This is a genomic window from Roseococcus sp. (assembly GCF_965227005.1).
Classification (GTDB): Bacteria; Pseudomonadota; Alphaproteobacteria; order Acetobacterales; family Acetobacteraceae; genus Roseococcus.
The window spans coordinates 1-16,254 of the sequence record NZ_CBDDFJ010000016.1; the positions used below are offsets into that span (position 1 = coordinate 1).

The 16,254-nt window shown below is 68.6% G+C and carries 16 protein-coding genes and 1 pseudogene; 7 read left to right on the top strand and 10 right to left on the bottom strand.

What is annotated here, in order from left to right:
* Positions 1-455, top strand: a pseudogene (locus ACO057_RS06310) (hypothetical protein); the annotation flags it as partial.
* A complete protein-coding gene (locus ACO057_RS06315) occupies positions 452-1,609 on the top strand; it encodes an FUSC family protein (protein ID WP_421989754.1) in 1,158 nt (385 codons plus the stop codon). The pseudogene ACO057_RS06310 and the gene ACO057_RS06315, both read left to right, overlap by 4 nt.
* Positions 1,610-1,674: 65 nt before the next feature.
* On the opposite strand, the gene ACO057_RS06320 is transcribed toward ACO057_RS06315, so the two are convergent.
* Positions 1,675-2,235, bottom strand: a complete 561-nt coding sequence (locus ACO057_RS06320) for an NADPH-dependent FMN reductase (RefSeq protein WP_421989756.1) — start codon at positions 2,233-2,235, stop codon at positions 1,675-1,677.
* A 782-nt stretch (positions 2,236-3,017) separates the two neighbouring features.
* Here ACO057_RS06320 and ACO057_RS06325 point away from each other — a divergent pair.
* Positions 3,018-3,422 (top strand): DUF2177 family protein, encoded by a 405-nt coding sequence (locus ACO057_RS06325; RefSeq protein ID WP_421989758.1) that lies wholly within the window; start codon positions 3,018-3,020, stop codon positions 3,420-3,422.
* On the opposite strand, the gene ACO057_RS06330 is transcribed toward ACO057_RS06325, so the two are convergent.
* The 4 genes from ACO057_RS06330 to ACO057_RS06345 are packed head-to-tail and all read right to left on the bottom strand — an operon-like array spanning position 3,318 to position 6,727.
* Complete coding sequence (locus tag ACO057_RS06330) at positions 3,318-3,962, bottom strand: hypothetical protein (protein ID WP_421989760.1); 645 nt, start codon at positions 3,960-3,962, stop codon at positions 3,318-3,320. The two genes, ACO057_RS06325 and ACO057_RS06330, sit on opposite strands and share 105 nt — an antisense overlap.
* Positions 3,963-3,966: 4 nt before the next feature.
* Entirely contained in the window at positions 3,967-4,998 is a 1,032-nt protein-coding gene (locus ACO057_RS06335) for an SAM-dependent methyltransferase (protein WP_421989762.1), read from the bottom strand.
* Positions 4,995-5,816: a DUF1295 domain-containing protein gene (locus ACO057_RS06340; protein WP_421989764.1), complete on the bottom strand. Its 822-nt coding sequence runs from the start codon at positions 5,814-5,816 to the stop codon at positions 4,995-4,997. The genes ACO057_RS06335 and ACO057_RS06340 overlap by 4 nt, the downstream gene beginning before the upstream one ends.
* Positions 5,813-6,727 carry an alpha/beta hydrolase gene (locus ACO057_RS06345; RefSeq protein WP_421989766.1) on the bottom strand — a complete coding sequence of 305 codons (915 nt, stop codon included), beginning with the start codon at positions 6,725-6,727 and terminating at the stop codon, positions 5,813-5,815. The genes ACO057_RS06340 and ACO057_RS06345 overlap by 4 nt, the downstream gene beginning before the upstream one ends.
* 129 nt (positions 6,728-6,856) lie before the next feature.
* On the opposite strand from ACO057_RS06345, the gene ACO057_RS06350 reads away from it, so the two are divergent.
* Genes ACO057_RS06350 through ACO057_RS06365 form a run of 4 tightly spaced genes read left to right on the top strand, consistent with a single transcriptional unit; the run spans position 6,857 to position 10,878 of the window.
* A complete protein-coding gene (locus tag ACO057_RS06350) occupies positions 6,857-8,239 on the top strand; it encodes an NAD(P)/FAD-dependent oxidoreductase (protein ID WP_421989768.1) in 1,383 nt (460 codons plus the stop codon).
* Entirely contained in the window at positions 8,236-8,991 is a 756-nt protein-coding gene (locus tag ACO057_RS06355) for a DUF1365 domain-containing protein (protein ID WP_421989770.1), read from the top strand. Before ACO057_RS06350 ends, ACO057_RS06355 begins: the two co-directional genes overlap by 4 nt.
* Positions 8,992-9,004: 13 nt before the next feature.
* Positions 9,005-10,246, top strand: a complete 1,242-nt coding sequence (locus ACO057_RS06360; protein WP_421989772.1) for a class I SAM-dependent methyltransferase — start codon at positions 9,005-9,007, stop codon at positions 10,244-10,246.
* A gap of 14 nt (positions 10,247-10,260) precedes the next feature.
* Positions 10,261-10,878, top strand: a complete 618-nt coding sequence (locus ACO057_RS06365) for a DUF6134 family protein (RefSeq protein WP_421989774.1) — start codon at positions 10,261-10,263, stop codon at positions 10,876-10,878.
* Between the two features lie 81 nt (positions 10,879-10,959).
* On the opposite strand, the gene ACO057_RS06370 is transcribed toward ACO057_RS06365, so the two are convergent.
* The 5 genes from ACO057_RS06370 to ACO057_RS06390 are packed head-to-tail and all read right to left on the bottom strand — an operon-like array spanning position 10,960 to position 16,164.
* A complete protein-coding gene (locus ACO057_RS06370) occupies positions 10,960-11,781 on the bottom strand; it encodes an ABC transporter permease (protein WP_421989776.1) in 822 nt (273 codons plus the stop codon).
* The gene (locus ACO057_RS06375; protein WP_421989778.1) at positions 11,778-12,956 is read right to left on the bottom strand and encodes an ABC transporter permease; all 1,179 of its coding nucleotides are present in this window, start codon (positions 12,954-12,956) and stop codon (positions 11,778-11,780) included. The genes ACO057_RS06370 and ACO057_RS06375 overlap by 4 nt, the downstream gene beginning before the upstream one ends.
* 1 nt (position 12,957) lies before the next feature.
* Positions 12,958-14,007, bottom strand: a complete 1,050-nt coding sequence (locus tag ACO057_RS06380) for an ABC transporter substrate-binding protein (RefSeq protein ID WP_421989780.1) — start codon at positions 14,005-14,007, stop codon at positions 12,958-12,960.
* A 37-nt stretch (positions 14,008-14,044) separates the two neighbouring features.
* On the bottom strand, positions 14,045-15,160 hold the full coding sequence (locus ACO057_RS06385; protein ID WP_421989782.1) for an ABC transporter ATP-binding protein: 1,116 nt from the start codon (positions 15,158-15,160) through the stop codon (positions 14,045-14,047).
* The gene (locus ACO057_RS06390) at positions 15,160-16,164 is read right to left on the bottom strand and encodes a Bug family tripartite tricarboxylate transporter substrate binding protein (RefSeq protein ID WP_421989784.1); all 1,005 of its coding nucleotides are present in this window, start codon (positions 16,162-16,164) and stop codon (positions 15,160-15,162) included. The genes ACO057_RS06385 and ACO057_RS06390 overlap by 1 nt, the downstream gene beginning before the upstream one ends.
* Positions 16,165-16,254: the final 90 nt, after the last annotated feature.

Consider the following 16,254-nt stretch of genomic DNA (forward strand, 5'->3'; position numbering starts at 1 on the left):
CGCTGCGCCGGACGCTCCTCGTCGTCTCAGAACTGGGACGAGTGCGGCGCGAGGGCAGTGCGATCAAGGAGATCCGCCCAGGCGATATCCTCTGGTTCCCGTCGAGGCTGAAGCACTGGCATGGCGCGGCGCAGTCGCCCGGATCCTCGCCCGCACCCTTCCGTTTCGCGCAGCGCACGCTTCGCTCCAACGACGTACTGATGGAAGTGCTCTACGGCGGCATCTGCCACGGCGACCTCCACCAGGCCCACGACGACCCGGGCTGGAGCAAACATCCAAGGATGACGGGCCACGAGATCGTCGGCCGCATGGGCGCACGGCCCCATCCGGGTCGAGGATATGCTGATGGACATTTCGGGCGCCGATCTGGATCGTCATGCATCGTCACTCCGATCACCTCAACGGCGCGGCTGTCAGCCCTGCAAGCCAAACGCCGAGAAGAAGCGCCAACATGACCGAGCCGACGCCCCACCCTATCAAACCCGATGCTTCCGGAAAACCGGCGGCGCGCCGCGTGGACGCAGTGCGCCATCTGCTGAAGCCGCACCAGGTCCGGGAGGGCATGGCCCTCGCGACGCAGCCCTTCCTGCACAATTCGTCCCTGGTCGGCCTGCAATCGGCCCTCACCACGGCGATCGCACTGCCGCTCGCTTATCTGTCGCCCTGGCCGCATCTCGTCGGCTTTGCCGCCCTCGGCGCGCTGGTCGCGCTGTTCGGCCGCCTCGCCCCAACGGCGAGCCGTAACCGCATCGTGCTGATGTGCGCGCTGTGCCAGATCCTTGCCGTACTGACCATGTCGACCGCGTCCTGGCTCGGGGCGCCCCCGGCAGCCCAGCTCATATTGCTGGCATTCGCCTGCGGCATCTTCTTCTTCACCACAGTCACCTGGCAGTTCGGCGCGCCGGGCGCGCTGATCTTCGTGTTCGCAGCCGGGGCCTCCATGGGACATGTCGACAGCTGGCTGACCGTCGTCGAGCGCACGGCCGCCACGGCGGTCGTGGCGGCGTTGGCCTATGCCATCTGCGCGATGACGGAGGTCTTTCGCCGGCAGGCCATGTCCGGGGCTTCCTTCCCGTCAGAATCGGCGCGGCCCGTCGGTCACCGCTTGATCGCGGCGACCCGCATCGTGCTCGGCTCAGGCCTGTCGGCCTTCGCGGCCTATGCCGTCGGCGCGGCTCATCCGGCCTGGGCGGCGATGGGCACGCTGGCGGTGATGCAGGGCACGCATCTCCACATCAGCATGAACCGGGCCTTGCAGCGCATGTCCGGCACCGTCGTCGGCGCCGTCCTGGTCTGGATGATCCTGATACAGGCTCCCTCGGTCTGGATTGTGATCCTGCTGGTGGTGCTCCTGCAAATCGCGACCGAGATGATCATCGGCACCAACTATGCCCTCGGGCAGATCATGGTGACGCCCATGGCGCTGCTGATGAGCTATCTGGCCGCGCCGCTTGCGGCTGGTGCCGCCATGGCGCCGGAGCGCGTCATGGACACGTTGCTGGGCTGCTGCATCGGAATCGTTCTCGCGGTTCTGTTCTCGACGCTCGACGACCGCCTGCATCTGGCAGACCACCACGCGACGCGCACGGGCCGCCGCTCGCAAGGCTGATCGACGACCCGGCACGACGCATGGCTTTCCAAGATGAGGATCGCGACCATCCTCGCACGATGGAATTATGCTCTTCTGTTCGCTGCGACCCACGCGCCGAACGCCTGCATGAAATCCTGCAGGAATTTGCGTGTCCCGTCATTGACGAGCTTGCCCTGCGCGTCGAACAACTTGTCGGCACCGCCGAGATAGGCTTCCGGCTGCGCCATCGCCGGGATGTTCAGAAACACCAGCGACTGCCGCAGGTGATGGTTGGCACCGAACCCGCCGATGCCGCCCGGCGATGCGCTGACGACCGCACCCGGCTTGCCGCTCCATGCGCTATGGCCATAGGGTCTTGAGCCGATATCGATGGCGTTCTTCAGGGCCGCGGGGACCGAGCGGTTATGCTCCGGCGTCACGAAGAGAATCGCATCAGCGATACTGATCCGCGCGCGAAACTGCGCCCATGCCGCCGGCGGATTTTCATCAACATCCTGATTGTAAATCGGCAGATGCCCGATTTCGACGATGCTGAGCTTCAGCGCGGCGGGCGCAAGTTCGGCAAGCGCGTTGGCCGCTTTCCGGTTGATCGAATCCTTCCGCAGGCTGCCGATAATCACGGCCACGTCGAATATCTTGTCCATTGGGTACCCTTTCCATTGCCTTCTGACGCATTTCGCCGATGCGAATCATCCGATCCGCACCGACAGCATGGAGATCGACCCGCCATCGACCGGAAGTGGATAAACTCGCCTTGCCGCTTGGTCGCAAGCACATAGAGCAGCGGCGAACAGTGATCGGAGGTCAGGATCGAGAGCGCCGCATCCTTCCCAGGGGTCTCGTAGTTGACGAGCGGCTTGAAGTCGCTGGCCAGGATCATCTCCTTTTCCGGGCTCTCGAAGCGAACCGCCCAATCCTAGGCATCGCGCGGATGCCGACTCCAGGCAAAAGTGTGGAGATTGTGTACTAGGTTGCCGCTGCCGACGATCAGGACACCTTCGTCCTTCAACGGCGCTGAGCTTCCTGCCGATCTTAGAATGAAATGCCGCAAGCCTGGCTTCGTCGATGTTAGGCTGCACGTCCGGACCTCTGCCGGCCTTGCTACCCTGCGCCATGAGTTGGCTCGCGTTGGGCAGCGGATCTCCTGTGCGGTGGAGGGCGATCGTGACGGATTGGTCTCGGCTGCCTTGCAGGGTCGCCTGCGCACGTTCGAGTCGCGCAATGCCGAGCTCGATCGGGATCTGTCCTCCGCTGAGGCCCCTGCCCTCCGCTGAGGCCCCTGCATTCCGAACCTGCCGGGGCTCTATCGACGGCGGCTTACCGAGCTTTTGCGGAGGCTCTGTCCTCCGACGACGCGTCAGGTTCACGCGAGCGGCAACGACGACGACAGTTCCTGCGTTGGGCCGTGCAGACAAGGAAGATCGACATGCGAGCCACCGCCGCCGCCCTCTCCACCCTGGTCATATTCCTGCTGCTGGACGCGATCTGGATCTCCCAGATCGCACTGCCGCAGTTCCGCGCGCATCTCGGCGACGCTCTGGTGTTCCGGCCCGCCCCGGCTCTGCTCTTCTACGCCATCTACATGGTGGGCGTGACGGTCTTCGTCCTGCTGCCGGCCCTCACGGAGGGCTGGTCCACGGCGCTGTGGCGCGGGGCGCTTCTCGGCCTCGTGGCCTATGCGACCTACGACCTCACCAACCAGGCGACGCTGCGCGACTGGTCCTGGTCACTCGCGCTGTCCGACATCGCCTGGGGCGCCTTCGTCACCGGCGTCTCGGCGAGCCTGGGCCTGACCCTCGGCGACACGATCCTGCGCTGGTTCCGCAGCTGAGATCAGCGGGGCCAGCAGCAGTGCGAGGAAGCCGCTGAGGCAAAGCACGCTGAAGAGGTTCATGGCCTGCACGGCCGCCAGCGCCTCCGGCGGCAAGGCAGCCAGCCCCGCGCCCCAGGGCAGCAATGGGACCAGGAGCGCGAGGCCGGCGAGCGCCAGCCGCGCCCGTAATTCGCCCTCGCGGCACATCAGCATCGCCAGCACCGCGCAGGGTGCGGCGAAGAGCACCGTTCCCGAGCCCTGTCCCAGCAGGAAGGTGCAGAAGGCCGTGTTCACGCTGCCGACCAGCGAGGGCAGGACGCGCCCCCACCTCGGATGCCGCCGCGCGACCGCTGGGATCGCCAGGAAGACCGGCGCGGCGCAAAGGGTGAGCCACCCGGCCGGAAAGGCCGCGCCGCCCGCCGTCAGCCACAGCCAGAGCGGATAGGTGGGCGTGTTCCAGCCGATGACGATTGCCAGCCGATTGCCCGCCGCCGCCACCGGATCGGGATGGGCCGCGTAGCGCCACAGCGCGGCCCAGATGCGGCCCAGACGCGACACAGGCTCAGACGGGCGCCAGCCGGTAGTGGCTCACGCCCCATTCGCGCCCGCCGTCATGGCCGAAGAGCCCCGCCGTCGCGAGGAAGAAGAGCCGCCAGCGCCGGTGCCACAGCTTCGCATCGCCGCCATAGGTAGCGCGCAGCACGCGCTCCACCGCCGGCCGCTGCGCGTCGAAGCGCTCGAGCCAGTCCAGCGCCGTACGCTCGTAGTGCAAACCGCCCCAGCGCCATTCCTCCTCGACCCGGAACATGCTGGGGAAGTGCCGGATGAGGCCGTGGCTCGGCATGATGCCGCCGGTAAAGAAGTGCTGCGCGATCCAATCGGCCTTGTCGGCATGATCGAAGCGATAGGGCGCGCTGCGATGGGTAAAGACGTGCAGGAAGAGTCGGCCCGCGGGCTTCAGCCAGCCCCGCGCACGGCCGAGCAGCCCGGCCCAATTGGCCATGTGCTCGAACATCTCGACGGAGACGATGCGGTCGAAATTGGTCTCGCGGGGATCGAAGACGTTCATGTCGGCGGTGACCACGCGCAGATTGGTCAACCCGCGCTCCGCGGCTTGGCCCTCGATATGGCCCCGCTGCGAGGCCGAGTTCGACACCGCCGTGATCCGCGCGCCCGGATAGCGCTCGGCCATCCAGAGGCTGAGCGAACCCCAGCCGCAGCCGAGCTCCAGGATGTCCTGGCCGTCGGCGAGGCCGGCATGCGCGGCGGTCTGCGACAGGGCCAGTTCCTCCGCCTCGTCCAGCGTCTCGGTGTGAGATCCATAGAAGCAGCAGGAGTATTTCCGCCGCGCACCGAGAACGAGGCCGAAGAACTCGGGCGGTAATTCATAGTGCTGCTCGTTGGCGGCCTGCGTGTGCACGGCGATCGGAAAGGCCGTCATGCCCGCGGCGAATTCCCTGTCGTTCGTCGCGGGCGTCCTCGCGAGCTTGCGCTGCGTCCGCCCCACCAGGGTGGAGATGCCGAGGCGGGTGACCGCGTCGGGCAAGGGCAGCCGCTCGACGGCGGCGGTGGCGGCGGTGATGATGAGGCTCATGAGGCACTCCCTTGGTGGCGCGGCGGCAGGGGGAAGAAGGCGCTCGTGCGCGCCTGGTAGGCGCGGAAGGCGTCGCCGCGGGAGGCGAGCATCTCGCGCTCCGTCGGCGGGATGCCGGAGAGGTGCACCAGCACGACGTACATCAGGAGGGGCGCGGCGAGCGCGGCCCAGCCCCAGGGCCAAGTCGAAGCGGGCCATCCGGCGGCGATTGCCATCACCGGCCAGCCGAGCCAGCCCATCCATTGGAAGAAGTAGTTGGGATGGCGTGACCAGGACCAAAGGCCGGTATCCGCGATCCCGCCCTTGTTCGCGAGGTCGCGACGGAAGGCGCGGAGCTGCCGGTCGGCCAGCGCCTCGCCGCCGATCGCGGCGGCCAGGATTCCGGCGGCGGCGAGGTCGGCCCAGCCGAGGCCAAGCCAGGGGCCGGGCACCGGATTGTGCGCGGCGACGGTGACCGCGAAGGCCAGCGGCAGGGCGGCGACGGCCTGGATCATCAGGAAGCCGAAGATCTTCACCTCGAAGCCCGCGCCCCAATCCTTGCGGAAGCGGGCGTAGCGGACGTCCTCCTCGCCATGGAGGGTGCGCGCGGCGATATGCGTGCCGAGCCGGAATCCCCAGATCAGGACCAGCGCGGCCGCGAGCCATTGTCGCGCCGCCACGCCCTCGCCGGCCAGCGCGCCGCCCGCCCCCGCCAGCGCCGTGCCGAAGGACCAGAACACGTCCACCCAGCCCGCATTGCCCGTCACCCGCTGCGCGAACCAGGCCGCGGCCATGACGGCGAAGAGCCCGATGGCGATGAGGACGAACAGCGTGCTCAAACCGTCTCCCTTTCCCCTCCCGGGGATCCGATGAAGGCCAGTGAATCCCGCAAGGTCGGGGCCAGCAGGCGCAAGGATCCGGACAGGGCGCCGGCGATGAGCTGGTGCCCGAGATCCGGATAGATCCTCTCCTTTACGGAGCCGCCGCGGCTGCGGATGCGCTCGGCGAGACGAATTGTGTTGCCGGGCTCGACGAGCGTGTCCGAGGCGCCGTGCAGCAGGAGCATCGGCGGGTTGCCGCCGTCGGCGAAGGCGATGGGCTGGGTGCGCGGGCGCATCGCCTCGGGGCCGAAGAGGTCCATCAGCATGGCGGAGCGCAGCGGCAGGAAGTCGTAAGGGCCGGCGATGCCGACAGCGCCAGCGAGGTCGCGCCGGGGAACCATCCCCACCGCGCCCAGCCACTCCGGATCGAGCGCCAGCATCGCCGCGTTATAGGCGCCGGCCGAATGCCCCATGACGAAGAGCCGTGCGGGATCGCCACCCCATCGCCGCGCATTCTCCCGTGCCCAGGCCACCGCCAGCGCGCAGTCCCGCAGGAAGTCCGGGAAGCGCACCTGCGGGTGGAGGCGATAGTCCGGGACGAGGGCGAGACAGCCGCGTGCCGCAAGGCTGGCGCCGACGAAGCGGTAGTCGGCACGATCGCCGCTGTCCCAATTGCCGCCATAGAAGAACACGACCACCGGGGCCGGCCGCCCCTGCGGCACGGGCGCGTAGACATCGAGGAGCTGGCGGGGTCCCGGACCATAGGCGACGCCCTCCGCCGCGAGCCGGTCGGGCGCCATTCGGTTCAGCATCCGCACCGGTGAGCAGGCGGCCGTGGCGCCCACCGCGAGCAGGGCCAGGCGCCGCCTCCAGGTCTGCCGGATGCCCTGCGGGAGGGGCGTGATCGCTGCGTCTTCGGGCTGATCCATCCCTCGGACGTAATGCCCGGCAAGAGCCGGAAAACCCTCTCGGAAATCTTTATCATTTCCTGCATCCGGCCTTCCGCCTGCGTCGTAACGACAGCGACACGTGATTCCGATGCGAGGAAACCCGGACGGATGACTCCTTTCGAAGGCCTGTTGCACCCGGCGGCCGAACCCGGCGACGAGCTGCCCCCGGACAGCGACATCGCCGTGATCGGTAGCGGCATCGCGGGCCTCTCGGCGGCCTGGCTCCTGGCGCGGCGGCATCGCGTGACGGTCTACGAGGCCTCGGGCCGGCTGGGCGGACACAGCAATACGGTGATGGTGCCGACACCCGCGGGCGAGATCCCGATCGACACCGGCTTCATCGTCTACAACGAACCGACCTACCCCAACCTCACCGCGCTCTTCGCCCATCTCGGCGTCCCCACGCAGGATTCCGACATGTCCTTCGCGGTGTCGCTCGACGGCGGCGCGCTGGAATATGCCGGCACCGACCTGCGCGGCCTCTTCACCCAGAAGCGCAACCTGGCCAGCCCGCGCTTCTGGTGGATGCTGCGGGAGCTGCTGCGCTTCTACCGGACCGCGACCGCCGATGCCGCCCGGTTGGGTCGCGAGCTCACGAGCCTCGGCGACTACCTGGACGCCAAGGGCTTCGGACGCATCCTGCAAGAGGACCACCTGCTGCCGATGGCGGCCGCGATCTGGTCCATGCCCGCCGCCGATATCCGCGACTTCCCCGCCACCTCCTTCATCCGCTTCTGCGAGACCCACGGGCTGCTGCGCGTCAGCGACCGGCCGGTCTGGCGCACGGTGACCGGCGGCAGCCGCGCCTATGTACAGCGCCTCGCCGAGCACCTCGCCGGCCGCCTCCGCCTGCGCGCGCCCATCGTGGAGGTCCGGCGCGAAACCGACGGCGTGACGCTGCGCGAGGCCGGGGGCCAGTTGCGCCGCCACGATCAGGTGGTGATCGCGACCCATGCCCCGCAGGCGCTCGAGATGCTCACGGACAGCAACTTCGCCGAGCGGCACGTGCTCGGTGCCATACGCACCACGCGCAACCGCGCCTTCCTGCACACCGACGCCTCGCTCATGCCGCGGCGGCGTGGGGCCTGGTGCAGCTGGAACTATCTCGGCGAGCGCCGCAGCGACCAGCCGCCCTGCGTGACCTATTGGATGAATCGCCTCCAGGGCATCCCGGGCCCGACGCAGTACTTCGTCACGCTGAACCCGCCGCACGAGCCGGCCGCCGACACCATCCTCCATCGCGAGGATTATGCGCATCCGGTGTTTGATACAGGGGCGCTGGCCGCACAGCGCTCGCTCTGGACCTTGCAGGGTCGGCGGCGCACCTGGTTCTGCGGCGCCTGGTCCGGCGCGGGCTTCCACGAGGACGGGCTGCAATCGGGCCTCGCCGTGGCGGAGATGCTGGGCGGCGTGCGTCGGCCGTGGACCGTGGCGAACGAGTCCGGCCGCATTCATCTGCCGACCGTGCCAGCGCTGGACACCGTGGCGTGACCAGTGCGCTCTACACCGGCGTCGTCCGGCACCAGCGGCTACGCCCCAAAGCGCACAGCCTGCGCTACCGGGTGTTCAACCTGCTGCTCGACCTCGACACGCTGCCAGAGACGGCGCGCCGGCTGCGGCTCTTCTCGCACAACCGACGCGGCCTCTTCTCCTTCCACGATTCCGACCATGGCGAGGGCGAGCCGAGCCTGCGCCCCTGGGTGGACCGCCACCTCGCCCGTGCCGGCATCGATCTGGAGGGCGGGCCGATCCGGCTGCTCTGCATGCCGCGCATCCTGGGGCACGCCTTCAACCCGATCAGCGTCTTCTTCTGCCATCGGCGTGGCGGCACGCTGGCCGCGATCCTCTACCAGGTGAACAACACCTTCGGGCAGCGCCACTCCTACCTGCTGCCCGTCACCGACCCCACGCCGCCGATCCGCCAGGATTGCGCGAAGGGCTTCTACGTCTCGCCCTTCATGCCGATGGACATGCAGTACCGCTTCAAGGTGGTCCCGCCCGGCGAGACCGTCGCCATCGGTGTCGACGGGCTCGATTCCGAGGGTCCGCTCATTCTCACCAGCTTCCAGGGCCGCCGCGTCGAACTCACCGACCGGGCGCTGCTGGGCGCCTTCCTGCGGATGCCGCTGCTCGGCCTGAAGGTCGTCGCCGGCATCCATTGGGAGGCGCTGAAGCTCTGGCGCAAGGGGCTCCGGCTCCAGCCCCGTCCTCCGGCTCCGGCGGAGCCCGTCTCCCTTCCCTGAACAGGTGTCTCGCATGTCGATCGGCCAGACCTCCACGCATCCCGTCACGCATTCCGGGGCGGGTGCCCGCTTCTCCTTCCGCCCCTGGGCGGCGCCCTTCGTGCGGCAGCTGCTGCGGCGACTGGCGGTAGGAAGGCTGGTGGTGCACCTGCCCTCAGGCGAGATCCTGTCGCACGACACGCAGGTGCCGGGCCCGCAGGCGGTGATCGTGCTGCACCGCTGGCGCGCGATGCGCCGGCTGCTTTCCGAGGGCGATCTCGGCCTGGCCGAGGCGTATATCGCCGGCGACTGGTCCACGCCCGACCTGATGACGGTGATCGAGCTCGGCGCGCGCAACGAGGCAGCGCTGGGCGCGGCGCTCACCGGCTCCTGGCCGGCGCGGATGGCCAGCCGCCTCGCGCATCTGATGCGCCCCAACAGCCGTGGCGGCAGCCGCCGCAACATTCCCGCGCATTACGACCTGGGCAACGCCTTCTACGCAGCCTGGCTCGACCGCGGCATGAGCTACTCCTCCGCCCTCTACACGCCGGCGACGCGCACGCTGGAGGAGGCGCAGGTGGCCAAGCAGGATCGCGTGATGGAATGGCTGGACGTCCAGCCCGGCCACGAGGTGCTGGAGATCGGCTGCGGCTGGGGCGGCCTGGCGGAGCGCCTCGTCACCGAGAACGAGTGCTGGCTGACCGGCCTCACCCTCTCCCCCGCGCAGCTGGAGCATGCGAAGGCGCGCATGCGGGAGGCCGGGATCGACGCACAGACGGACCTGCGCCTGCAGGATTATCGCGACATCGAGGGGCAGTTCGACCGCATCGTCTCGATCGAGATGCTGGAGGCCGTGGGCACCGCCTATTGGCCAACCTATTTCGAGAAAATCCGCGCCCTGTTGAAGCCGGGCGGCGTCAGCGTTCTGCAGGTGATCAGCATCGATGAGGCGCGCTACGCCGCCTATCGCCAGGGCGCGGACTTCATCCAGCGTCACGTCTTCCCCGGCGGCATGCTGCCCTCCATCGGCGTGATGCGCGAGCAGATCGGGCGCGCCGGCCTCGCGCTGACGCGGCTGGAGACCTTCGGCGCCAGCTATGCGCGAACCCTGGCCGAATGGGGCGGGCGCTTCCAGGCGACCTGGCCGGCGCTGTCCACGAAGGGTTTCGACGAGAAGTTCCGCCGCAAGTGGGAATACTACCTCGCCTATTGCGAGGCGGGGTTCCGCACCGGCGCCATCGATGTCGGCTTCTACCGCCTGGAGCACGCGGGTTGATCGCCCGCCGGGTCTTGCTGGCTGCGCCTCTCCTGGCCGCGGCTCCCGCCTTCGCCGCGCCGGCGATGCCGCCGGGCGGGCGCATCGCCTTCAAGGTCATGCGCCAAGATTCGGAGATCGGCACGCATGTGCTGGACTTCTCCCGCCAGGGCGATCGGCTGACCGTCCGCATCGCAGTGGACATGGCCGTGGGGATCGGCCCCATCACGCTCTACCGCTATCGCCTGCGCGTGACGGAGACCTGGGAGGGCGACCGGTTCTCCAGGCTGGAATCCGAGGCCAATGACGACGGCACGGCCCAGCGCGTCACGGCGCGGCGCGAGGAGGCCGGCATCCGCATCGCCTCCATCCAGGGAGAGGTCCGCCTGCCGCCCGAGGCGCTGCCGCTGACGCATTGGAACATGGCGGTGACGCGGGTGCCGGTCTTCAACCCGCAGACCGGCCTGAAGATGGAGTTGACGGCTTCGGCCCGCGGTACATCGCCGCCGCCTGGCGGCCGGGAATCCATGCGTCACTTTGCCTTCGCGGGCGAAGCGGCATTGGAGGACTGGTATGACGGCGCGGATACCTGGAGCGGTCTGCGGGCGATCGCCAAGGATGGCTCCGTGGTGACCTATCACAAGCTGCCGTGAGCAGGCCGCCCGTTCGCCCCGCGCGAATGCCGGAACCGCTTCACCGCCGCAGGATATGAACCAGAATGATCGGGCGCTGCTCTAGCGACCTCCACCATTCAACCTTTCCGACCGACGCCGCAGCAGTTCCACCATTCCAACCACGGTGATCGAAACCAGGAACAGCAGCGTCGCCGCCGCGGTAATGGTCGGGCTGATCTGCTCCCGAACGCCGTCGAACATCTGCAGAGGAAGCGTCCGCTGCTGGGGGCCGGCCAAAAAGAGCGTGACCACGATCTCGTCGAAGGAGGTCGCGAAGGCGAAGATCGCGCCCGAGACCACTCCTGGCAGGATGAGGGGGAGCGTGACGCGCCGGAAGGCCTGCCAAGGCGTCGCGCCCAGACTTAATGCCGCCCGGAGCAGTCCGCGATCGAAACCGGTCAGCGTGGCCGAGACGGTGATCACCACGAAGGGCACGCCCAGCAGCGCATGGGCGACGACGAGGCCGAGATAGGTCCCGGTCAGCCCTATCGAGGCAAAGAGAGCGTAGAGGCTGCTGCCGATCACAACGACCGGCACGACCACCGGCATGAGGAAGAGCGCGCTCATGATCTGCCGGGACAGACCGCCCATCCGGTCCAGGCCGAGGGCCGCGGCGGTACCGAGGACGGTTGCGATCACCGTCGCGACGGAGCCGATCGCCAGGCTGTTCCGCAACGCCGGAAGCCAGCGCGGCGAGTTCATGAAATCCTCGTACCAGCGAAGGGAGAAGCCGACCATCGGATAGGTGAGGAAGGAGCCATCGTTGAAGGAGAGTGGAATCACCGCCAGCACGGGAAGCAACAGGAAGGCCATGACGAGCGCGCAGACCGCCAGCAGCAACCAGCGCAACCCACGGTCGACCGGCGCAAGCGGCAGGCTCATCGCGCCGCTGCCGCGCTGCGGCTGAGCTGTGCATAGCAAAGGTAAAGCAACCCCGTCGCCAGCAGCAGGATCAATGAGAGCGCGCCCGCCAAGCCCCAGTTCATGGTGCGATTGGTATAGAAGGCGATGAAGAAGCTGATCATCTGGTCGCCGCCACCGCCCACCAGCTCCGGCGTCACGTAGTAGCCGAGCGCCGAAATGAAGACGAGCAATCCACCAGCCGCAATGCCCGCCTTGGTCTGCGGCAGATAGACGCGCAGGAACGCCTCGAAGGGCCGCGCGCCCAGCGACATCGCCGCCAGCATCGGTCCGCGCCCGATCCCCTTCATCACGCTGTAGAGCGGCAGGATCATGAGCGGCAGCAGGACATGGACCATCGCGATGAGCACGCCGGTTCGGTTGTAGATGAGCGTGAGCGGCTGATCGACGAGGCCGACCCATTGCAGCAGCCCGTTCAACAACCCATCGCGCTGCAACAGCACGACCCATGCCGTGGTGCGGACCAGCACCGAGGTCCAGAAGGGTACCAGCACCAGGATCAGCAAGGGATTGGCAAGGCGCGCCGGCAGGCTCGCCAGCAGGTAGGCCACGGGATAGCCGAGCAGCAGGCAAGCGATGGTGACGACGAGCGAGATCCAGATCGTGCGCAGGAAAACGGTGACGAAGACGGCCCGTTCCTCCGGAACGGCAACGATCGCACCGTCGTCGTTCCGCTGCCTGTCCAGCGCCGCAAGCAGGAAGGTATCGGTCCATGGCCCTGCGGCCCGGCGCATCGCCGCCCAGGTGCCTCGCTCGCCCCAGCGCGGATCCACGGCCCGCAGCGCCTCGAATGGATCGGCATCGGCCAACGGGGCCGGCATGCGCGCCGTCCGCAGGAGCAGAGAGCGGAAGCCGCTGAGGTCGGAGTTGAGGCGGTTGGCCGCGTAGCTGATGCGCTCGGTGCCCCGCGCGGCCCGGAGCTCAGCCACGAGGTCGCGGGCGACCTCGGTCGGCGGCAGGGCCGCACCGTCCCATCGCGCAAGGCCGGCGGCGGTGCGGGGAAAGGCCGCCGCCAGCTCGGGATCCTGTACGCTGCGCACCAGCATCAGCGCGATCGGCACCAGAAAGGTGACCGCGCTGAACAGGAACAGCGGCAGGATCAGCAGCCAGGCGCCGAGCCTTTCCGGAAAGCGCAATTTACCGCGAGGCCCAGGCGTTGAACCGCTGGGTCAGCTGCTCGATGTTGTCGACCCAGAATTCGGTATCGATCGACCGCGAGACGGCGAGGTTCGCCGGAAAGGTCGGCAGGCTCGTCGCCACCGCCGGATCGGCCTGCTCGATGGCCTGCAGGTTGGTGGCGCCCTGGAAGGCCAGGGCGGGGATGCGCGACTGGTTCTCCGGCCGCGTCATGAACTGGACGAGACGCATCGCATTGTCGCGGTTGGGCGAGCCCCGCAGCACGACCCAATGGTCCACGGCATGGATGCTGCCGTTCCACACAACCTGGAAGTTGCGATTGTCGTCGCGCCGCGCGGCGAACATGCGGCTGGTGTAGGTGGCGGCCATGACGACCTCGCCCGAGGCCAGCAGCTGGCCGGGTTGAGCGCCCGCCGTCCACCAGATTATCCGGCCACGCAGGGCGTCGAGCTTGCGAAAGGCGCGGTCCACGCCAGCGGGCGTTCGCAGGACGGTATAAACATCGGCTGGCGCGACGCCATCTGCCATCAGCGCGAATTCCAGTGTGTATTTCGGGCCGCGGCGCATGGTGCGCTGACCGGGAAAGCGGCTCAGATCCCAGAAATCGGCCCAGGAGGCCGGGGCCTCGCGCAGCCGGCCAGCGTCATAGGCCAGCCCGACCGACCAGAGGACGGAGCCCACGCCGCAATCGCTGACCGCATCAGGCAGGAAGGCGGCGCGGCCGCCAAGCGTCCCCCAGTCCAGGCGCTCGTAAAGGCCTTCGTCGCAACCGATCTGGAGCTCATCGGATTCCACCTGGACCACGTCCCAGGTCGGGTTGCCCGCCTGCACGCGGGTGCGGAGCATCCCGATCCCGCCGGACCAGGAATCCTCGAGGATCGGGATGCGCGTCTGCGCGGTGAAGGGCTGGTAGAAGACGCGCTGTTGCGCCGCCTGACTGGAGCCGCCCCAGCCCACCACGGTGAGGTCGCGCGCCGAAGCGGCGCTCACGGCGAAGCCGGCACCGAGTGCGAGAAGCGCCAGGGCGCGCCGGCCGATATCCCGAATCATGTGAGTCTCTCCCGTTCCGTTTTCGGATTTTGGATGGTCACGATCCGGCGCTCGCATGCGCCGGCAGCGGATCGAGCGCGCGGGCATCCTCGCCGGACCAGGACACATGCAGCCCGGCGCCGGGGCGCAGCCATTCGGGCGCGGTGCCGCTCAGCAGCTTGGCCGCGAGCTCCTGGCCAGCCGCGGCGCGCAGACGGGCGCGGAGATGGTCGCCGTGGTAGATGATCTCCTCGACCGTAGCGGCGCATCCCCCTTCGGGCACGGCGCCCAGCCCGAGCCGCAGCCGCTCCGGCCGCACCGAGACGGTGGTTCGATCGCCGGCCCTGGCCGGATATCCGGGCGTCGCGCAAACGCGCCATCCGCCATCCAGCTCCACCGCACAGGTGCCGCCATGGGCCTCCAGGACGGTGCCGCCGAACTGGTTGCTCTCGCCCACGAACTGCGCGACGAAGCTCGTCGCCGGACGCTCATAGACCTCGTCCGGCGCGGCGACCTGCTGCAGCCGCCCGTCCCGGAAGATGGCGACGCGGTCGGACATGGTCAGGGCCTCGCCCTGGTCATGGGTGACATAGACCAGCGTCACGCCGAGGCGCGCGTGGATGTGCTTGATCTCGATCTGCATGTGCTCGCGCAGCTGCCGGTCGAGCGCGCCGAGCGGCTCGTCCATCAGCACCAGCGGCGGGTCGAAGACCAGCGCGCGCGCCAATGCCACGCGCTGCTGCTGCCCTCCGGAGAGCTGCGCCGGCCGCCGCTCCGCGAATCCGCCGAGCTGCACGAGATCCAGCGCGCGCTTCACCGCCTCGGCGGTCTCGGCGCGCGGCCGCCGGCGCACGGTCAGCGGAAAGGCGATGTTCTCAGCCACCGTCATGTGCGGGAAGAGCGCGTAGTTCTGGAACACCATGCCGATGTTGCGGCGGTAGGAGGGCACATCGCCCAGCGAGCGGCCGTCGAGGCGGATCTCGCCGGCGGTCGGCGTCTCGAAGCCGGCCAGCATCATCAGCGAGGTCGTCTTCCCGGAGCCTGAAGGCCCGAGGAACGTCACGAACTCGCCGCGCCGCACGGCGAGGTCGAGGTCGCGCACGGCATGCACGCCCCCGGCATAGGTCTTGCCGACGCCCTCGAAGGTCACGAAGCGTTCGGCCCCTTCGGTCATCAGGGCTGCACCCGGATTCCGGTCTGCTCGACGATGGCCCGCATGCGCGCGAGCTGCTGCATCATCTCCTCCCGCGCATCGGTCAGGCCATTGGGCGCCCGCGCCGGATCGAGGCCGACGAAAAGCAGCCGCTCGCCGACCGCCGGTTCCGACAGCGTCTTCAGCAGCGCGGCATTGATCGCGGCGGCGACAGGCTCGGCCATGCGCGGCGGCCCGACGAGCATGAAGAGACTGCCCGTCTCGAAGCCCGTCTCGCCCAGCTCCCCCATGGTGGGGATCTCGGGGAAGGGCGAATAGCGATGGTCGCCCACCAGCGCCACCGGCCGCACCTTGCCCTCGCGCATCATCGTGGCCGCCGAGGCCATCGACGAGACGCCGTACTGGGCCTCGCCGGTCATGATCGCCTGGATCATCTGGGCGCCGCTGCGATAGGGCACGTGCACGGATTGCAGGCCGAGCCGCTGCGAAACCATCTCGCCCCACATGTGGATCATCCCGCCGAAGCCCGAGCTAGCATAAGTCGTGCTGCCAGGCCGCATGGCACGGAGCCGCGCCAGCATCTCGCGCGGCGTCGCGGCAGCCAGTGCGGGCGTCACGATCAGCACGGCCGGCGGCCGGCTGATGAAGCCGAGATGGGTGAAGTCCTCGATCGGCTCGTAGCGCGTCCCGCCGATCACCGCGACCGGCGCCGCGAGCGCCGCGCCCGTCTCGGTGATCATGAGCGTGTGGCCGTCCGGCGGCTGGCGCGTCAGCCATTCGGAGGCGATGGCGCCCGCCGCGCCGGGACGGTTCTCGACGACGATGCGGGTGCCGGGACCGAGATGGACCGCCATCCGGTCCGCCAGGATGCGGGCCGCGACATCGGTTCCGCCTCCTGGCGCATAGCCGGTCGCGAAGGTGATGGCGCGCTCGGGGAAAGCCTGGGCCAGACGCGGCGCGGACACCGCGAGCGCCACGAGCGGCAGAAGGCCGCGGCGGGTGGTCGAGGCAGCGTATCCCGCCATGGATCCCGGTTCCCTGTGATCCCGATCGCCAGAATGACTATCGTTCGGTCACAAAAGGATAAGCGGCGGGTTTCCGGCCTCAGAAGTGCT

Excerpts from the sequence above, each read along its gene's own strand:
- ACO057_RS06335 (WP_421989762.1), bottom strand. The coding sequence starts at position 4,998 with ATGAGCCTCATCATCACCGCCGCCACCGCCGCCGTCGAGCGGCTGCCC.
- ACO057_RS06325 (WP_421989758.1), top strand. The coding sequence starts at position 3,018 with ATGCGAGCCACCGCCGCCGCCCTCTCCACCCTGGTCATATTCCTGCTG.
- ACO057_RS06390 (WP_421989784.1), bottom strand. The coding sequence starts at position 16,164 with ATGGCGGGATACGCTGCCTCGACCACCCGCCGCGGCCTTCTGCCGCTC.
- ACO057_RS06370 (WP_421989776.1), bottom strand. The coding sequence starts at position 11,781 with ATGAGCCTGCCGCTTGCGCCGGTCGACCGTGGGTTGCGCTGGTTGCTG.
- ACO057_RS06315 (WP_421989754.1), top strand. The coding sequence starts at position 452 with ATGACCGAGCCGACGCCCCACCCTATCAAACCCGATGCTTCCGGAAAA.
- ACO057_RS06350 (WP_421989768.1), top strand. The coding sequence starts at position 6,857 with ATGACTCCTTTCGAAGGCCTGTTGCACCCGGCGGCCGAACCCGGCGAC.
- ACO057_RS06345 (WP_421989766.1), bottom strand. The coding sequence starts at position 6,727 with ATGGATCAGCCCGAAGACGCAGCGATCACGCCCCTCCCGCAGGGCATC.
- ACO057_RS06380 (WP_421989780.1), bottom strand. The coding sequence starts at position 14,007 with ATGATTCGGGATATCGGCCGGCGCGCCCTGGCGCTTCTCGCACTCGGT.
- ACO057_RS06385 (WP_421989782.1), bottom strand. The coding sequence starts at position 15,160 with ATGACCGAAGGGGCCGAACGCTTCGTGACCTTCGAGGGCGTCGGCAAG.
- ACO057_RS06320 (WP_421989756.1), bottom strand. The coding sequence starts at position 2,235 with ATGGACAAGATATTCGACGTGGCCGTGATTATCGGCAGCCTGCGGAAG.
- ACO057_RS06360 (WP_421989772.1), top strand. The coding sequence starts at position 9,005 with ATGTCGATCGGCCAGACCTCCACGCATCCCGTCACGCATTCCGGGGCG.